12 protein-coding genes and 1 pseudogene are annotated in these 16,673 nt (G+C 35.5%); 4 read left to right on the plus strand and 9 right to left on the minus strand.

Annotated elements, in window-relative coordinates; genetic code table 11:
- Positions 1-58 precede the first annotated feature (58 nt).
- On the plus strand, positions 59-997 hold the full coding sequence (locus COO03_RS00135) for a glycosyltransferase family 2 protein (protein WP_097894462.1): 939 nt from the start codon (positions 59-61) through the stop codon (positions 995-997).
- A 74-nt stretch (positions 998-1,071) separates the two neighbouring features.
- Here the strand turns inward: COO03_RS00135 and COO03_RS00140 are convergent, their stop codons facing one another.
- The gene (locus COO03_RS00140; RefSeq protein WP_097894463.1) at positions 1,072-2,010 is read right to left on the minus strand and encodes an SDR family NAD(P)-dependent oxidoreductase; all 939 of its coding nucleotides are present in this window, start codon (positions 2,008-2,010) and stop codon (positions 1,072-1,074) included.
- 56 nt (positions 2,011-2,066) lie between these two features.
- Positions 2,067-2,639, minus strand: a complete 573-nt coding sequence (locus COO03_RS00145) for a TetR/AcrR family transcriptional regulator (RefSeq protein ID WP_097894464.1) — start codon at positions 2,637-2,639, stop codon at positions 2,067-2,069.
- A gap of 129 nt (positions 2,640-2,768) precedes the next feature.
- On the opposite strand from COO03_RS00145, the gene COO03_RS00150 reads away from it, so the two are divergent.
- Positions 2,769-4,361 (plus strand): ABC-F family ATP-binding cassette domain-containing protein, encoded by a 1,593-nt coding sequence (locus COO03_RS00150; protein WP_097894465.1) that lies wholly within the window; start codon positions 2,769-2,771, stop codon positions 4,359-4,361.
- Positions 4,362-4,418: 57 nt separating this feature from the next.
- Here COO03_RS00150 and COO03_RS00155 read toward each other — a convergent pair whose 3' ends face one another.
- The gene (locus COO03_RS00155) at positions 4,419-5,294 is read right to left on the minus strand and encodes a TetR/AcrR family transcriptional regulator (RefSeq protein ID WP_097894466.1); all 876 of its coding nucleotides are present in this window, start codon (positions 5,292-5,294) and stop codon (positions 4,419-4,421) included.
- 148 nt (positions 5,295-5,442) lie between these two features.
- Here COO03_RS00155 and COO03_RS00160 point away from each other — a divergent pair, with 148 nt between their 5' ends.
- Positions 5,443-8,571, plus strand: coding sequence for an efflux RND transporter permease subunit (locus COO03_RS00160; protein WP_097894467.1), 3,129 nt, complete (start codon positions 5,443-5,445; stop codon positions 8,569-8,571).
- Between the two features lie 25 nt (positions 8,572-8,596).
- Here the strand turns inward: COO03_RS00160 and msrB are convergent, their stop codons facing one another.
- The 5 genes and pseudogenes from msrB to COO03_RS00180 form a co-directional block, all read right to left on the minus strand.
- Positions 8,597-9,562 carry a peptide-methionine (R)-S-oxide reductase MsrB gene (msrB, locus tag COO03_RS00165; protein WP_097894468.1) on the minus strand — a complete coding sequence of 322 codons (966 nt, stop codon included), beginning with the start codon at positions 9,560-9,562 and terminating at the stop codon, positions 8,597-8,599.
- A 99-nt stretch (positions 9,563-9,661) separates the two neighbouring features.
- Positions 9,662-10,696, minus strand: a complete 1,035-nt coding sequence (locus tag COO03_RS00170; protein ID WP_097894469.1) for an AI-2E family transporter — start codon at positions 10,694-10,696, stop codon at positions 9,662-9,664.
- A 316-nt stretch (positions 10,697-11,012) separates the two neighbouring features.
- Positions 11,013-11,099, minus strand: a pseudogene (locus tag COO03_RS26240) (antiholin LrgB); the annotation flags it as partial.
- The gene (locus COO03_RS00175; RefSeq protein ID WP_097894470.1) at positions 11,100-11,840 is read right to left on the minus strand and encodes a LytR/AlgR family response regulator transcription factor; all 741 of its coding nucleotides are present in this window, start codon (positions 11,838-11,840) and stop codon (positions 11,100-11,102) included.
- Complete coding sequence (locus tag COO03_RS00180; protein WP_097894471.1) at positions 11,815-13,590, minus strand: sensor histidine kinase; 1,776 nt, start codon at positions 13,588-13,590, stop codon at positions 11,815-11,817. Before COO03_RS00180 ends, COO03_RS00175 begins: the two co-directional genes overlap by 26 nt.
- 534 nt (positions 13,591-14,124) lie before the next feature.
- On the opposite strand from COO03_RS00180, the gene COO03_RS00185 reads away from it, so the two are divergent.
- A complete protein-coding gene (locus tag COO03_RS00185) occupies positions 14,125-15,423 on the plus strand; it encodes an MFS transporter (protein ID WP_141523166.1) in 1,299 nt (432 codons plus the stop codon).
- Positions 15,424-15,471: 48 nt separating this feature from the next.
- Here the strand turns inward: COO03_RS00185 and COO03_RS00190 are convergent, their stop codons facing one another.
- Positions 15,472-16,542: a nitric oxide synthase oxygenase gene (locus COO03_RS00190; protein WP_097894473.1), complete on the minus strand. Its 1,071-nt coding sequence runs from the start codon at positions 16,540-16,542 to the stop codon at positions 15,472-15,474.
- Positions 16,543-16,673: the final 131 nt, after the last annotated feature.

The raw sequence follows: 16,673 nt of genomic DNA on the forward strand, positions 1-16,673 counted from the left end.
AACAAGACACACTATTTATATCACTGCTATAAACCATTACAAACAAGGGGGTTCAAAGATGGTTTTTTCAATAGTAGTACCCTGTTACAATGAAGAAAAAGTACTTCGAGCTTTTTACTCAGAGGCTTCTCTTGAAATTCATAAATTAACTACCAATTATGAATTTATTTTTGTCAATGATGGCAGTAAAGACAGTACATTAGATATTCTACGCGATTTGGCAAATTCAGATTCAGCTGTTCACTATATATCATTTAGTCGAAACTTCGGCAAAGAAGCCGCTATGTTAGCTGGTTTAAAATACGCTACAGGTGATGCAGTTGTTATTATGGACGCCGATTTACAGCATCCTCCTACACTAATAAAAGAAATGTTAGAAGGATATAACGAAGGTTACGACCAAGTTATTGCAAAAAGAACGCGAACAGGTGATTCGCCTGTACGTTCTGTCATCTCTCGTTTATACTACAAAGTTATGAATAAGTTTGTTGATATTGAATTAGTGGATGGCATCGGTGATTTTAGACTTTTAAGTAGACAAGTCGTTGATGCATTACTATCTTTAAGTGAATACAATCGCTTCTCAAAGGGCTTATTTTCATGGATCGGGTTTAAAGAGCTAATTATCGAATATGAAAATGTGCTACGCCCTGATGGAGAAAGTAAGTGGACTTTTTCAAAACTATTAAATTACGGAATAGATGGCGTTATTTCCTTTAATAATAAACCATTACGCCTATCTATATACCTTGGATTACTAACCACACTTGTCGGGATTTTATATGTAATCACTACATTTATACAAATTATCATCAGTGGAATTGATGTACCTGGGTACTTCACTTTAATTTCCGCTATATTATTCATCGGTGGTATCCAGCTCATTTTCCTAGGTGTCATTGGTGAGTATATTGGACGTATCTACTACGAGACAAAACGTAGACCACATTTTATTGTAGCTGAGAAGAAAGTCAGTGAAGTGAAACAAAAGGCTTAATATCAAGAAAGTTACTTCTACCTGATGTAGAAGTAACTTTCTTACTATAATAAAAATATGTTCAGACTCTCTCTCTACATACCATTTCTCTTCATATGCAAAATCGTTTCCTTTAATCCATTATAATACGAAGTTTTCGGTACCTCTCCAATATACCTCTCATATTTTTCACCGCTCAGTACAACTGGTTCCTCTGTTAAATATAACATCTCCACAAATTCCTTCATCTGCTTATCAAATAAGCCTATTAACCTGATCATCCCTTTTTTCACAGTCATTACCGATTTTGTATATCCTGTTAATTCCCTTATATGTTGAATCAACTCTTCTCCTGTAATCACACCACAACCGGGTACATTCCAATTCTGTCCATATGCATCATCACGTAATGCCAATTTAACAATAGCTTTCGCTCCATCTGGTGTGTAAATATACTCCCTTGCAAGCCCCTTATCCCCTACAAAACTAGATGCTTTATTTGCCAGAACATTTTGCAACGTATGGTGAATAAGCGTACTTTCCGCATTTGGCCCATAAAAATCTGGAAAATGGGCAATGAGTACCGATACACCAGCTTGCTTTGCCATCAATTCAAGATTTAAACGGATTTTCCCCTTCTTTGTGTGTGGATTCTTTTCAGCCTCTTCTGTTATCTTCTCTCGGTTTTGTCTTCCATACGCATAAATATTATCTACTATTGCTAATTTCACACCATAGTGTTTTGTTACGTCTAGTACATTCTGTAATAACTTCGGCTGTTTTATTTCCCAATCTGTATACGGTATATTTACAGCATGAAAGATGACATCAACATCTTTAGCAGCATCCATTACATCCGCTTGCTTAAATATATCCCCTGCTACTATTTGTATGTTTTCTTCCTCACAAAACAAATTTTCTAGTCTCTTCCTATTTCTCGCAAAAGCGACCACATCAATTCCTTGATTACATAACTCCTTTGTAATTGCATATCCCATTGCCCCAGATGCACCCAATACTAAAGCCTTTTTCATCATAGTATCCCCCTTTTAATTAACCAGTGTTCAATTAATATTAAAAAGAAAATCACTTACATAAGAAGCGATTTTGCAATAAAATCCACATGTGTTTTAGCTAATTCTTGTACGTCTTCAAATATTTGACCACTTCCACAATAATGTGCCACAAATCCATGTAATGATAAAAAAACAGACCATATTGTCATGACATGTATACTTCCATTACATAAAGAAGATACAACAGTAGCAAACTTCTCATAACTAACATTCGGCCCATCTGCTAAACACTCTTTTAATTCGTCATCCTTAATTAAAAACATGATTTCATAATGACTTTGATTTTGTAGACCAAATTCAATAAATCCAAATAAAACTGCTTTTAATTGTTCTTCTCTTGGTAATTTTTGATCAATGATCTCATCTAATTTTTGATTTAATAATTGAAAATCTTGTTCAACCATTTCATAAAAAAGCTCTGCTTTATTTTTAAAATGATAATAAATTGAGCCATGACTATATCCTAGTTCTGCTGCAATCTTACGCATTGAAGTGTGCTGATATCCTTGTTTTATAAATAAATCTCTCGCTGCATTTATAATCATTTCTCTTGTTAACTCTTGTTTAACTGCTCTTCTTGGCGACATTTCTTATACCTCTCCATTTAATTAACCAGTGTTCAATTACATTATATTCCTTTTCCAAAAATACGCAACCCTTTTCTTGTAAAAATATACATTTCGAAAGGATAGCATTATACCCGAGAATTTAGTATCATGATTCAAGATACTATTTTGAAATGGACGGAGGACATTATGAGCTTATTAACAGTCGAAAACTTAGGTCATACATTTGGTGACCGCACATTATTTAAAGACGTATCATTACGTTTATTAGCTGGAGAACATGTTGGTTTAGTAGGTGCAAATGGCGTTGGTAAATCAACATTTATGAATATTATTACTGGACAACTTATTCATGACGACGGGCGTGTAGAATGGACACCTGGTACACATTACGGATATTTAGATCAACATACAATTTTAACAGCTGGAAGAACAATTCGTGACGTCTTAACAGATGCCTTCTTACCTTTATTCGAGAAAGAAAAAGAATTGAATATCATTACAGAAAAAATGGGTACGGCTACGCCAGAAGAATTAGAAGAACTTCTAGACCAAATGGCAGAAATACAAGATGCGCTTGAAGCAGGCGGCTTCTACTTACTAGATATTAAAATTGAAGAAGCAGCACGTGGTCTTGGAATTGATGCAATTGGTTTAGACCGTGATGTTTCTGCATTAAGTGGTGGACAACGTACAAAAGTATTGCTTGCAAAACTATTACTTGAGCAACCAGAAGTACTATTACTAGATGAGCCTACCAACTATTTAGACGTTGAACATATTCAGTGGTTAACAAACTATTTAAAAGAGTATCCACATGCATTCCTTTTAATTTCTCATGATACGGAATTTATGAACAAATGTGTTGATGTGATCTTCCATCTAGAATTTTCAAAAATGACACGTTACACAGCGACATATGAGAAATTTTTAGAGCTAGCTGAAATGAATAAAAATCAACATTTGAATGCTTATCAAAAGCAGCAAGAATTCATTAAAAAACAAGAAGACTTCATTTCAAAAAATAAAGCGCGCTATTCAACAACAGGTCGTGCAAAAAGTCGTCAAAAACAGCTTGATCGTATGGAACGTATTGATCGTCCAGAAACAGCGATTAAACCAGAGTTCTCTTTCAAAGAATGTCGTGCAAGTAGCCGCTTTGTCTTTGAAGGTGAAGACGTAGAAATTGGCTATACACATCCATTACTACCTAAGCTAACAATGACAATTGAACGCGGTGAAAAAATTGCAATTGTTGGATGTAATGGTGTTGGTAAATCAACATTATTAAAAACGATTCTAGGTAAGATTAAACCGTTAAGCGGGAAAACAATCCTTGGTGATTTCTTAGAACCAGCATACTTTGAACAAGAAGTAAAAGCTGAGAACTTAACACCAATCGACGATGTATGGAATACATTCCCACATTTAGATCAGCACCAAGTTCGTGCAATGTTAGCACGATGTGGTTTGAAAAACGAGCACATTTCTCGTCCATTAAGTCAATTAAGTGGTGGAGAGCAAGCAAAAGTCCGCCTATGTAAATTAATGGGTGAAGAAAGCAACTGGATACTATTCGATGAGCCGACAAATCACCTTGATGTTACGGCCAAAGAAGAGTTAAAAAAGGCTTTAAAAGCATATAAAGGAACAATTCTTCTTGTATGTCATGAACCAGATTTCTATGAAGATTGGATAACAAAAGTTTGGAACGTGGAAGAATGGGCACAATCTAGTAACTAATAAAAAAGGTGGATCCACTACGATCCACCTTTTTCTTATTATGGATATATATCCATCTTATATAACTTTTATATGATAGTACCCTGCTAACCTAAACCGAAAATCCTTCAAATCATTATAAGATTTTAAATTTGCTAGCATCCCTTGAATAACTGGAATCCTTGGACTTGGTAACCTCATTTCAGCTTCCAAAACATCTAGTGTAACTAACAATTCATCATTTTCTAATTGATCTGCTAGCGTGCGTTTGAACGTAATAATCTCTTGTAAAAAATGTTCCTTTGCTTGCTCTTTAATAAGCTCTGAACTACAAAAAAGTTGTCCTAACTTTTCTTCATGTAAAACAGGTACATCGGAAGAGTTCACAAGTCCTTCTACAAGATCATCTATTCTCTTTAGAATAAATGTAGAAACATGGGATAAATTAATCTCTATTGTATTTAAAATTATTAGTTCTAAATATCCTCCGCATATTCCCTCTACCATAATTACAAGATCTAATAAATATGGAATAACTTTTTCACCATAAATAGATAGTAAACTATTTCGGTAAAATGCATGTGATTCTAACTTCATTTTCATCATAAATGCTTCTACTTCTTTATTGAATGGAATTGCATTTTCCCGTGCATGCATAATAATGAATTCCTTATGTTTTTGCACATCATTAAATTGACAGTATAATTTTTTTTCAAACTTTTCACGTGGTAGTAACGATTCTCCATCAATAACCATCATCTTCTTTTGGATTTTGTCATAATAATATCGAAGTATCGCTAATAATAATTCATCTTTCGACTTGAAATATAAATAAAATGCTCCTTTTGATATGCCACAAGCTGTTACAATCTCTTGTACCGATGTTGCGTTCACACCTTTATTCGCAAATAACTTCATTGCCATTTCGATAATTAAACGTTCTTTTTCTTTCATATTTTCTCTCCTAAGTTTATCCTGCATCATAAAATTTCAAATTAATTTTATTATAACACTTTTTTATTGACGACTGACCAATCAGTCAGTTATATTATGTATTAGACTGACCAGTCGGTCAATATATATTGTAAAAGGGAGCGCAAACATGAACAAAATTATTAACTTTTCGTTAAAAAACAAGTTCGCAGTTTGGCTATTAACCATTATTGTTACCATTGCAGGAATTTATTCTGGTCTTAATATGAAGTTAGAAACAATTCCTGACATTACAACACCTGTTGTAACGGTAACGACGGTTTATCCTGGTGCTACACCAGCAGAAGTAGCAGATAAGATATCGAAACCGATGGAAGAACAACTGCAAAATTTGAGTGGAGTTAGCGTTGTAAGTTCTTCCTCTTATCAAAATGCCTCTTCTATTCAAGTAGAATATGACTTTGATAAGAACATGGAAAAAGCTGAAACTGAAATTAAAGAAGCACTTGCAAATGTGAAATTACCAGAAGGCGTGAAGGACCCAAAAGTTTCTCGAGTAAACTTTAATGCCTTTCCTGTTATTTCATTAAGCGTGGCGAGTAAAGATGAATCTTTAGCTGCCTTAACTGAAAAAGTTGAAAAAAATATCGTTCCAGGATTAAAAGGACTTGATGGTGTTGCATCTGTTCAAATTGCTGGACAACAAGTAGATGAGGTACAACTTGTCTTCAAAAAAGATAAGATGAAAGAATTAGGTTTAAGTGAAGATACTGTTAAAAATATGATTAAAGGTTCTGACGTATCCTTACCACTTGGCCTATATACATTTAAAGATACGGAGAAATCAGTTGTTGTAGATGGTAATATTACAACGCTCAAAGCTTTAAAAGAAATGAAGATTCCTGTTGTTCCTTCAGCAGCAAGTGGCCAAGGCAACGCTGGAGCAGGAGCAGGTTCCCAAGCACAAGCACCTCAGATGAATCCAGCTTTAGCTGGCGGAATCCCAACTGTTACATTAGATGAAATCGCTGATATTAAAGAAGTAGGGAAAGCTGAATCTATTTCTCGTACAAATGGGAAAGAAGCAATCGGCATTCAAATCGTTAAAGCTGCTGATGCAAATACGGTGGATGTCGTAAATGCAGTCAAAGATAAAGTAAAAGATTTTGAAAAGAAATATAAAAATCTAGAAATCATCTCAACATTTGACCAAGGCGCACCGATTGAGAAATCAGTTGATACAATGCTTAGCAAGGCAATGTTTGGTGCCATCTTCGCCATTGTCATTATTATGTTGTTCCTACGAAACATTCGAACAACGTTAATTTCTGTCATTTCCATACCACTTTCTTTATTGATTGCTGTTTTAGTAATAAAACAAATGGGTATTACACTCAATGTTATGACGCTTGGGGCAATGACGGTCGCTATCGGGCGCGTTGTCGATGATTCAATTGTTGTTATTGAAAATATTTATAGACGTATGTCTTTATCAGAAGAGAAGTTACGAGGAAAAGATTTAATTCGTGAAGCAACAAAAGAAATGTTTATTCCAATTATGTCTTCCACAATCGTAACAATCGCTGTCTTTTTACCACTTGGACTTGTAAAAGGTATGATCGGTGAAATGTTCCTACCGTTCGCTTTAACAATTGTCTTTGCCTTGTTAGCTTCGTTACTTGTAGCTGTTACAATTGTACCAATGTTAGCTCATTCTTTATTCAAAAAGGAAAGCATGAAAGAAAAACAAGTCCATCATGAAGAAAAACCAAGTAAATTAGCAAATGGCTATAAACGCCTGCTTGATTGGGCATTAAACCATAAAATCATTACATCTAGCATCGCTGTTCTTTTATTAGTAGGCAGTCTTGCACTTGTACCAATTATTGGTGTAAGTTTCTTACCATCTGAAGAAGAGAAAATGATTATTGCGACATATAACCCTGAACCAGGGCAAACATTGGAAGACATTGAAAAAATAACAACAAAAGCAGAAAAACACTTCCAAGATAAAAAAGATGTAAAAACAATTCAGTTCTCATTAGGTGGGGAAAACCCAATGAGTCCAGGTAAGAAAAATCAAGCCATGTTCTTCGTTCAGTATGATAATGACACGAAAAACTTCGAAAAAGAGAAAGAACAAGTCATTAAAGACCTACAAAAAATGGCTGGAAAAGGCGAATGGAAAAGCCAAGACTTCGGGGCTAGTGGCGGTAGCAATGAAATTAAGCTATACGTATACGGAGATAGCTCAGAAGACATCAAACCTGTCGTTAAAGATATTCAAAATATCATGAAAAAGAATAAAGACTTAAAAGATATCGACTCTAGTATTGCAAAAACATATGCAGAATACACATTAGTCGCAGATCAAGAAAAACTAAGTAAAATGGGTTTAACTGCTGCACAGATTGGAATGGGACTTTCTAATCAACATGATCGTCCTGTTCTTACAACCATTAAAAAAGATGGTAAAGATATTAACGTATATGTAGAAGCAGAAAAACAAAATTATGAAACCATTGATGATTTAACAAATCGTAAAATTACAACACCACTTGGTAATGAAGTTGCTGTTAAAGATGTTATGACTGTAAAAGAAGGTGAAACTTCCAACACAGTAACACGTCGTGATGGTCGTGTTTATGCAGCAGTAAGTGCAAAATTAACATCCGATGATGTTTCGAAAGCATCCGCTGCTGTTCAGAAAGAAGTAGATAAAATGGACCTACCTTCTGGTGTAGATGTTTCTATGGGTGGTGTTACAAAAGATATCCAAGAATCATTCCAACAACTTGGGTTAGCGATGTTGGCTGCGATTGCCATTGTATACTTCGTTCTTGTCATTACATTTGGCGGTGCCCTTGCACCACTCGCAATTTTATTCTCGCTACCATTTACAATTATCGGTGCTCTTGTTGCCTTATTAATCTCTGGTGAGACATTAAGCGTATCAGCAATGATTGGTGCCCTTATGTTAATCGGTATCGTCGTAACGAATGCGATTGTCCTCATCGACCGTGTTATTCATAAAGAGCGTGAAGGCCTATCAACACGCGAAGCATTGTTAGAAGCTGGCGCAACACGCTTACGCCCAATTCTAATGACCGCAATCGCAACAATTGGTGCCCTTATCCCACTTGCACTAGGATTTGAGGGCAGTGGATTAATTTCTAAAGGCCTTGGAGTAACAGTAATTGGTGGATTAACAAGTTCAACATTATTAACTCTTCTTATCGTTCCAATTGTTTATGAAGTACTCAGCAAATTTAAAAAGAAAAAGAAAACTGTAGAATAAAAAAATAACCTCGCGCGCAGCGAGGTTATTTTTTATTTCCAAACAATATTAGAAAATCTCCATAGCCTTCCTTCTCTAAGTCCTCTCTCGGAATAAATTGAAGTGCTGCTGAATTAATACAATAACGGAGACCACTTGGACCTGGTCCATCTGGGAATACATGACCAAGGTGGGCATCCCCCTCTTTACTTCTTACTTCCGTACGCGTCATATTGTGGCTAACATCCATTTTCTCTTTCACACTAGCTGACATAACCGGCTTTGTAAAACTTGGCCAACCACATCCACTATCAAATTTATCTAGTGAAGTAAACAGCGGTTCACCTGATACAATATCTACATATAGACCTTCCTCTTTATGATTCCAATATTCATTTTGAAACGGAGGCTCTGTTCCATTTTCCTGTGTTACGTAAAACTGCATATCTGTTAATCGTTCTTTTAAATGGGCATTATCTTTAGGCCAATGTTTTTTTATAAAAGCATCACGTCCTGATCCTTGACGATATAACTCATAACGAAATGTATTTTTCTTATGATAATCTTGATGATACCCTTCAGCTGGATAAAATGTAGTAGCAGGGAGTATTTTTGTAGCAATTGGTTTCGAAAACCGGCCGCTCTCAGCAAGTGCCATTTTTGAAGCTTCTGCTTGTTCACGCTGTTCTTCGCTATGATAAAAAATTACAGTCTCATACGATTGTCCACGATCATGAAATTGACCTCCACTATCTGTTGGATCAATTTGTCTCCAATAAATGTCTAATAATTTTTCATACGGCATTTTATTTGCATCGAATGTAATTTGTACCGCTTCATAATGCCCTGTTGTTTCAGAACAAACCTCTTTATAAGTCGGATTCTCTTTATGCCCACCCGTATAACCTGAAACAACCTGTATAATACCTTCCATCTCTTCGAATGGTGAAACCATACACCAGAAACATCCTCCTGCAAACGTTGCAATTTCTACCTTTTCGTTTATAGCCATTTATTTCACCCCAATTATTTAATTCTTCTTACAGTATGGCATAAGAAGTCAGAAGTTATAAAAGAAAAAGCACCGGCGTCCGATGCTTTTTCCTTCACTCTATTTTTTAGCAGAATCTTTTTCTATCTCATCACTCGTCACATCTAACACATCTAATAGAAACACAAAAATTGGTATACCAATAATAAGCCCCCACACACCTAAAAAGTGTTCAGAGAAAGTTAATACCATAAATGTATAAAAAATCGGTAAATTCGTTTTTTGTGACATGAATTTTGGATTTAACACATAACTTTCAAGTGCATGAATGAAAGTAACAATAATTATAATATAGATAACATATGTAATGCTACCAATATTATAAGCAATCATGCAGAGCGGAATTAGCGAAATAATTACACCAGCTACTGGAATTAAGCCGAGTAAAAAGATCATTAACGCCAAACCAAGCAATTGTGGAAATCCTAAAATCCATAGTGCAATAACAGATAAAACGCAATTAACAATAGCAATTAAAAACTGCGCTTCAATTACTTTTCCGAAAGAACGTGCAAATTTCTTTCCGAAATATTCAATTTCATTATAAAAAACGGCAAGTCTGCTCTCTTTAAATTTCGCGGTAAAAGCGACAATACGCGCCTTCTCAAGCAAGAAGAATAAGCTTAAAATAAGAGAAAGGAAAAATTGCAACCCAAATTTCCCAACATTAGCGATAGATTTATAAAGAATGTCCACACCTTGCCCAATATATTTGGAAAGCTCCATATGGTTAATGGCATTAATTGCTGCCTTTATAATGTCATTATCTGGCGGATTTTTAAAGAATACATTAAACTGGTAGATTAATTGTGAGATTTGCACCGTTAGTACTGGCAGATACTTAACTAACGTAACGGCAATTCCACCAACTAACATCACATATAATAACGCTATAATAATTTTTCGATTAATCGGCAGAAAATGATCGAGTTTTCGAGAAATAAATTTTTGAAATCGATCCATTAAATACGTAAGCATAAACGTGATTAAAATTAAATTAAACATACTTTGTAGCCCATATAATATAAGAGCTAATAAAAGCAATACCAGCAATCTTTGAAATCCTTTGCTTTGAAACAGGTTTTTCATTTGCATAATCGACGAGTGATCTCTCCTGTCCTATAAAGTGAAACTTTAATAAGTGGGCTTTTCTTTATCTCCCCCACAAATTAGGCGTTTATCGGTATCTCCTCTAGATCTGAGTTCGGATACATGATGTTACTTTCTATTTTACAATACAATGGTCCTTTTCAGAACGCATTATGCAAAGTATTAATGAAGATTTAAGGAAAATCTTATGTTCTTTCATAATAAAATAGGTCATACAACTACTGTAACACAAAAAGCAAGCTATCAGTAGAAATCTGTTCTACAAATAGCTTGCTTTTATATTTTTACAAAACACATTCTATTATCCAAGAAATGGCATTAGCATTGGAATAATAACAACTGTTACAACCCCAACTACTTTTACTTCAATACTTGCCATCGCTGCCTCTCAAATACGAAGCAGCTTCTTCAGTTCCTTTGCATATGTGCGACTTACCGGTACTTTGGAACCATCTTTCATAATTAAATTATAAGTAGAGTTAAACCAAGGCTGTATTTCCGAAATGTGGTTAATGTTCGCAATAAAACTACGATGAACGCGCATAAAACTTGTTTGCGGCAGTTTCTTTTCTAAAATAACAAGCGTATCATATGTTACGTATGTTTCCCGGAGTGTCTTTACAGTTACCTTTCCGTCAACAAGTCCTACATAAACAATATCTTTAATATTCACAAGTACAATAGATTCTTCGATTGGAAGTGCAAGCTTATGCATCTCCGGAGCTACATCTATACTCTTCATATTTTGATGTTTCTCTGTTTCATTCTCCTTTCTCTTCTTATATTTTTTTAATGTCTGTGCAATACGCTCTTCATCAAACGGCTTTAAAATATAATCTAATGCATCCACTTCAAATGCCTGCAATGCATATTGATCATACGCTGTTGCAAATACAACGGCAGGTGGACTCTTCATTTTCTTTAATATATTTGCGATCTCAAACCCATTATCATTTGATAACTGAATATCTAAAAAGACAAGATCCGGCTTGTTCTCCATTAGCTTTTCCAATGCATCTTCCACACAATCAGCTTCTTCGATTACATCAACCTCTTTTGTACGCTGCAATAAATATTTCAATTCATCCCGTGCTAACATTTCATCATCGACTACTAATACTTTTAACACCACTCTCTTCCTCCTCTATGTTTTGAATCGGAATTGTAAATACAATCTCTGTCCCTTTTTCTACTTCACTCTCAATATGAAGAATTGTCTCTTTCCCAAACAATCCTATCAACCGCTGATTAATATTATATAAGGCCGTCCCCGTTCCTTTTTTCGATACAACAACAGCTTTTCCTAACTGCTCTAAACGCTCCCTTTCAATCCCTTGTCCATTATCTTTCACTTTAAAATGAACCATGTCTCCTGTCGCATATACATGAACTTCTACCTCACAAATGGGCTGTTTCTTTGGAAAGGCGTGACGAAGTGCATTTTCTACTAATAACTGCAATACAAATGGCGGAAGCAAAATTGTCTGTAACCCTTCTCCGATATATGTTTTCACCTCATACTTATTTGGAAACCTTGCCTGTTCTAACGATAAATATGCATGTACATGATTCAGCTCCTGCTTCAGCGGAATCAACAATTGGCGAGCCCCTTGTAAATTACAACGGAAATAAACACTAAGCTGTAATAAAAGTTTTCTAGCCTTTTCTACATCTGTGCGGCATAAAGCTGATACTGTATTAATTGCATTAAATAGAAAATGCGGATTAATCTGTGCTTGCAATGCTTTTATTTCTGCATCTTGAAGTAATTTACTTTGTAATTCTGCTTCTCCTAACTCAAGCTGTGTTGAGAAAATCTTCGCCAACCCTTCTGCTAATTCTTCTTCCACACGACTTAATTGGTTCGAATTTTTAAAATACAACTTTAATGTTCCCATTGTATTCCCGTGCGAAGTTAACGGAATCACAATCGCTGCTTGCAAGGGACATCCTTCATGTTGACAATCAATTACCTCTCGCGATTTCGCTTTCATTATTTTCCCTGTTTTTAAAACTGCTTTTGATAACCCTGTAATTAAACTATGAGAAGGTATATGGTGATCAGATGCTAATCCTACGTGCGCTAATATTTTTTCTGTATCTGTTAAAGATACCGCATCCGTTCCTGTAAAGCGATGGATAATTTGTGCCACATGTTTACAAGATTCCTCTGTTAAACCTTGGCGAAAATAAGGTAATGTCTTATCAGCAATCCCAAGTACCTTATGAGTTTGTAAAGCCTTTGCATTTTCTTCTTGGCGTAAAATAGCTTGTATCATAGAAAGTAAAATAAAACTACCAAAACTGTTCACAAGAATCATCGGTATTGCAATCGTTTTCACAATGTTAAAACCATCTTCTACAATAAATAAGATCATAATCATTTCTAAAGAAACAATAAGAACACTTAAAATAGCTGAGAATTTAGGTGTAACGGCACGATTATGGCTTTGAAAAATACGACCAATATAGCCAGCAATAATTCCTGCTAAAATAGACGAAATTGCACAACTAAGAGCTGTCGTTCCCCCAAGCATATAGCGATGAATACCAGCAATAAATCCAACGCCGGTCCCGATAATTGGTCCTCCCAATAAACCGCTAATCCCAACGCCCATAATACGTGTATTCGCAATGGTACTTGATGAAGAAACACCTTGTAGCCAGTTTTCATTCATAATGGTATTCCCTGCAATTTCAATCCCTGTGTAATTGCTTACAATTGTAAATAGCGAAAAAATACAAATGAGCATAAACTTATCTTTATATCCATCTTGTTTCTGAACGAGGCGCCGAAACGTTTTAATATGTGAAAGTAAAAAACCTAAGATAACAATTAATCCAACGCGCTCAATCATCATAAGCACTAAATCTAGCATCTGTGATTCATCCTTTGTTTGTTTGTTTATATATCAATTAAAAAACCGACATCCCCCCCTCTTTTTAGATGGGAAAGAGCATCTGGCCATACATAGAAGCGGTCAGAGCCTTTTTCTGCCACATGCGAAGTAAAAACAGAAAGAGCAAACGAGTGTACGTTACTTTTTATTCTGCATAGCAGGGATTTAGATGTCGAAAATTAAAATGATTTATATAGTTAGTTTCATTATCGGAAAATAGTGAAGGTACCGTCAAGAAAAATAACATATATTTTATAACATGCTACAATAGAAAATCACAAAAATAATCATTCTCTTTATTTGACAACACAATCGAAGAGTGCTAAAAATAAAGTAATCTAATTACAGTCCTTTAACACAGCCCCGTGAGGTTGAGAAGGAAGTCGGAATATAAATACGCATGTTCTTCCATAAGGGATACGTATGCTTTTTTTGGCCTTCTCACAATACTAGGTGAGAAGGCCTTTTATTATTCTTCCATAGCGACTGTATAACAAATGAGGGGGAGTAATGATGAATACCACAGGTGAATTACAACAAGTAGCAGAGGAGACAAAAGCAAAACGATATAAGACATTGCTTGGTTCTGCTCTAGGCTATGCAGCAGAAGGTTTAGATATGCTACTCTTGTCTTTTGTACTCGTCTATATTTTAAAAGAATTTCACTTAACACCAGTAGAAGGCGGAAACCTTACACTAGCGACAACACTTGGGATGCTAATCGGTTCATATTTATTTGGATTTATTGCCGATTTATTGGGCCGCATTCGAACAATGGCTTTTACCATTTTATTATTCTCACTAGCAACAGCACTAATTTATTTCGCAACAGATTATTGGCAATTGTTAATTCTTCGCTTTCTAGTAGGTATGGGTGTTGGTGGTGAATTTGGAATCGGAATGGCCATCGTAACAGAAACATGGTCGAAAGAAATGCGTGCAAAAGCAACTTCTGTTGTCGCACTTGGATGGCAATTTGGAGTGTTAGTTGCTTCATTGCTTCCAGCCTTTATCGTTCCACACTTTGGCTGGAGAGCTGTTTTCTTATTTGGTTTAATCCCTGCCTTACTAGCGGTGTATGTTCGCAAAAGTTTAAGTGAACCAAAAATATGGGAACAAAAACAACAATATAAGAAGGAATTACTACAAAAAGAAACAAAGGGCACTTTAACAGTTGATGAAGCAGAACAACTAAAACATATGAAAAAGTTTCCCCTTCGTAAATTATTTTCAAATAGAAAAGTAACAATGACAACTATCGGACTTATTATTATGTCATTTATTCAAAACTTTGGATACTATGGTATTTTCACATGGATGCCTACAATTTTAGCGAATAAATATAACTACACATTAGCGAAAGCAAGTGGATGGATGTTTATTTCTACAATCGGAATGTTAATTGGGATTGCAACATTTGGAATTTTAGCTGATAAAATTGGACGCCGTAAAACTTTTGCAATCTACTACATCGGTGGTACTATATACTGCCTGATTTACTTCTTCCTATTTACAGATGCAACATTATTATTATGGGGAAGCGCCTTACTTGGTTTCTTTGCTAACGGTATGATGGGGGGATTCGGAGCAATTTTGGCAGAAAACTATCCAGCAGAGGCACGATCTACAGCCGAAAACTTTATTTTCGGTACGGGCCGAGGGTTAGCGGGGTTTGGACCAGTAATTATCGGGTTACTTGCTACAGGTGGCAATTTACTTGGAGCATTATCACTCATCTTCATCATTTATCCAATTGGGCTCATTACAATGCTGGTATGTGTACCAGAGACGAAAGGAAAAGTACTAGATTAAGCTTACTCAAAAAAAGCATTGAAATCTTTTATTTCAATGCTTTTTTGATTATTTATGGAAGAAATTCGGAGTAAGAATATCATTCGGATAAGGTTTATGATAAATATGAGTTGTAGCCGGCGATAATGGCGGAATAAGCCATACCCAGTTTCCTGTCACTACACGACCACAAGCAGCTTCTTGCTTTTCAAATTGCTGAAACTGCTGTGCGGCTGTATGATGATCAACAATACTTACTCCTTGCTTTTTGAAAGAATGTAAAACAGCTACATTTAATTCAACTAATGCTTTATCCTTCCATAGTGTGCTATTTCTAGATGTATCCAAATCCATCATCTCTGCAACAGCTGGAAGCAAATTATAACGATCATGGTCCGCCAAATTACGAGCTCCAATCTCAGTCCCCATATACCAGCCATTGAAAGGTGCCGCTGTATAGGAGATCCCTCCGATTTCTAAACGCATATCTGAAATGATTGGTACACCATACCATTTTGCCCCTAGAGATGAAAATGGATATTCTGGATGCTCAATTTCAACTTCTTTTACATCCCTCTTAGGAATTTCCCTATATATAGGCTCTTGTCCATCAATAGAAAATACCAGTGGCAATATATCAAAATTTGTACCTTCGCCATTCCAGCCAAGCTTCTGACAAAACGCTGTAAATGAGGCAGAATGAGAATCGCCAATTAACCCTACTTCCGTTTCATACCCTGCATATCGAATCAATTGATGATTATAAATACGAATATTATTCTGTTCACTGCTATACTGCTTAAAAATTGTAATCGTCGGTTTAATTTTCCCATTATTCGTTGCATATCGAATGTGATGAATAAGTGCATTATACACACCTTCCTCATCATTCACTTCACGAGCATCTAATATATGCATTTTATTCCAAAATAATCTTCCGATACATCGATTACTATTTCTCCAGGCCATCCGTGCACCGTGAACAAGTTCATCAAAAGTGTGTTCATACGTTCCTGTCCGCTCTATATCCGATACAATTTGGTTGAGGCGTTCTTCTATTTGCTGTTCTCTACCAAGCTCTTGATAGCAAGTTGTAATAAACTTTCTTGCTTCATCTATTAATTTCTTCACTTTATTCATAAGCAATCTCCTTCTGTTTCAACAACACACTACTACTTTACAGTATAAGCAAAAAGGTGTGTTGTAACAAACAAAATCAAAAGCGTCTATTTTCTTCACTAAAGCTCGTTTTTTCAGAAAATTAATAGAAT

The organism is Bacillus sp. AFS098217, from assembly GCF_002551815.1.
Classification (GTDB): Bacteria; Bacillota; Bacilli; order Bacillales; family Bacillaceae_G; genus Bacillus_A.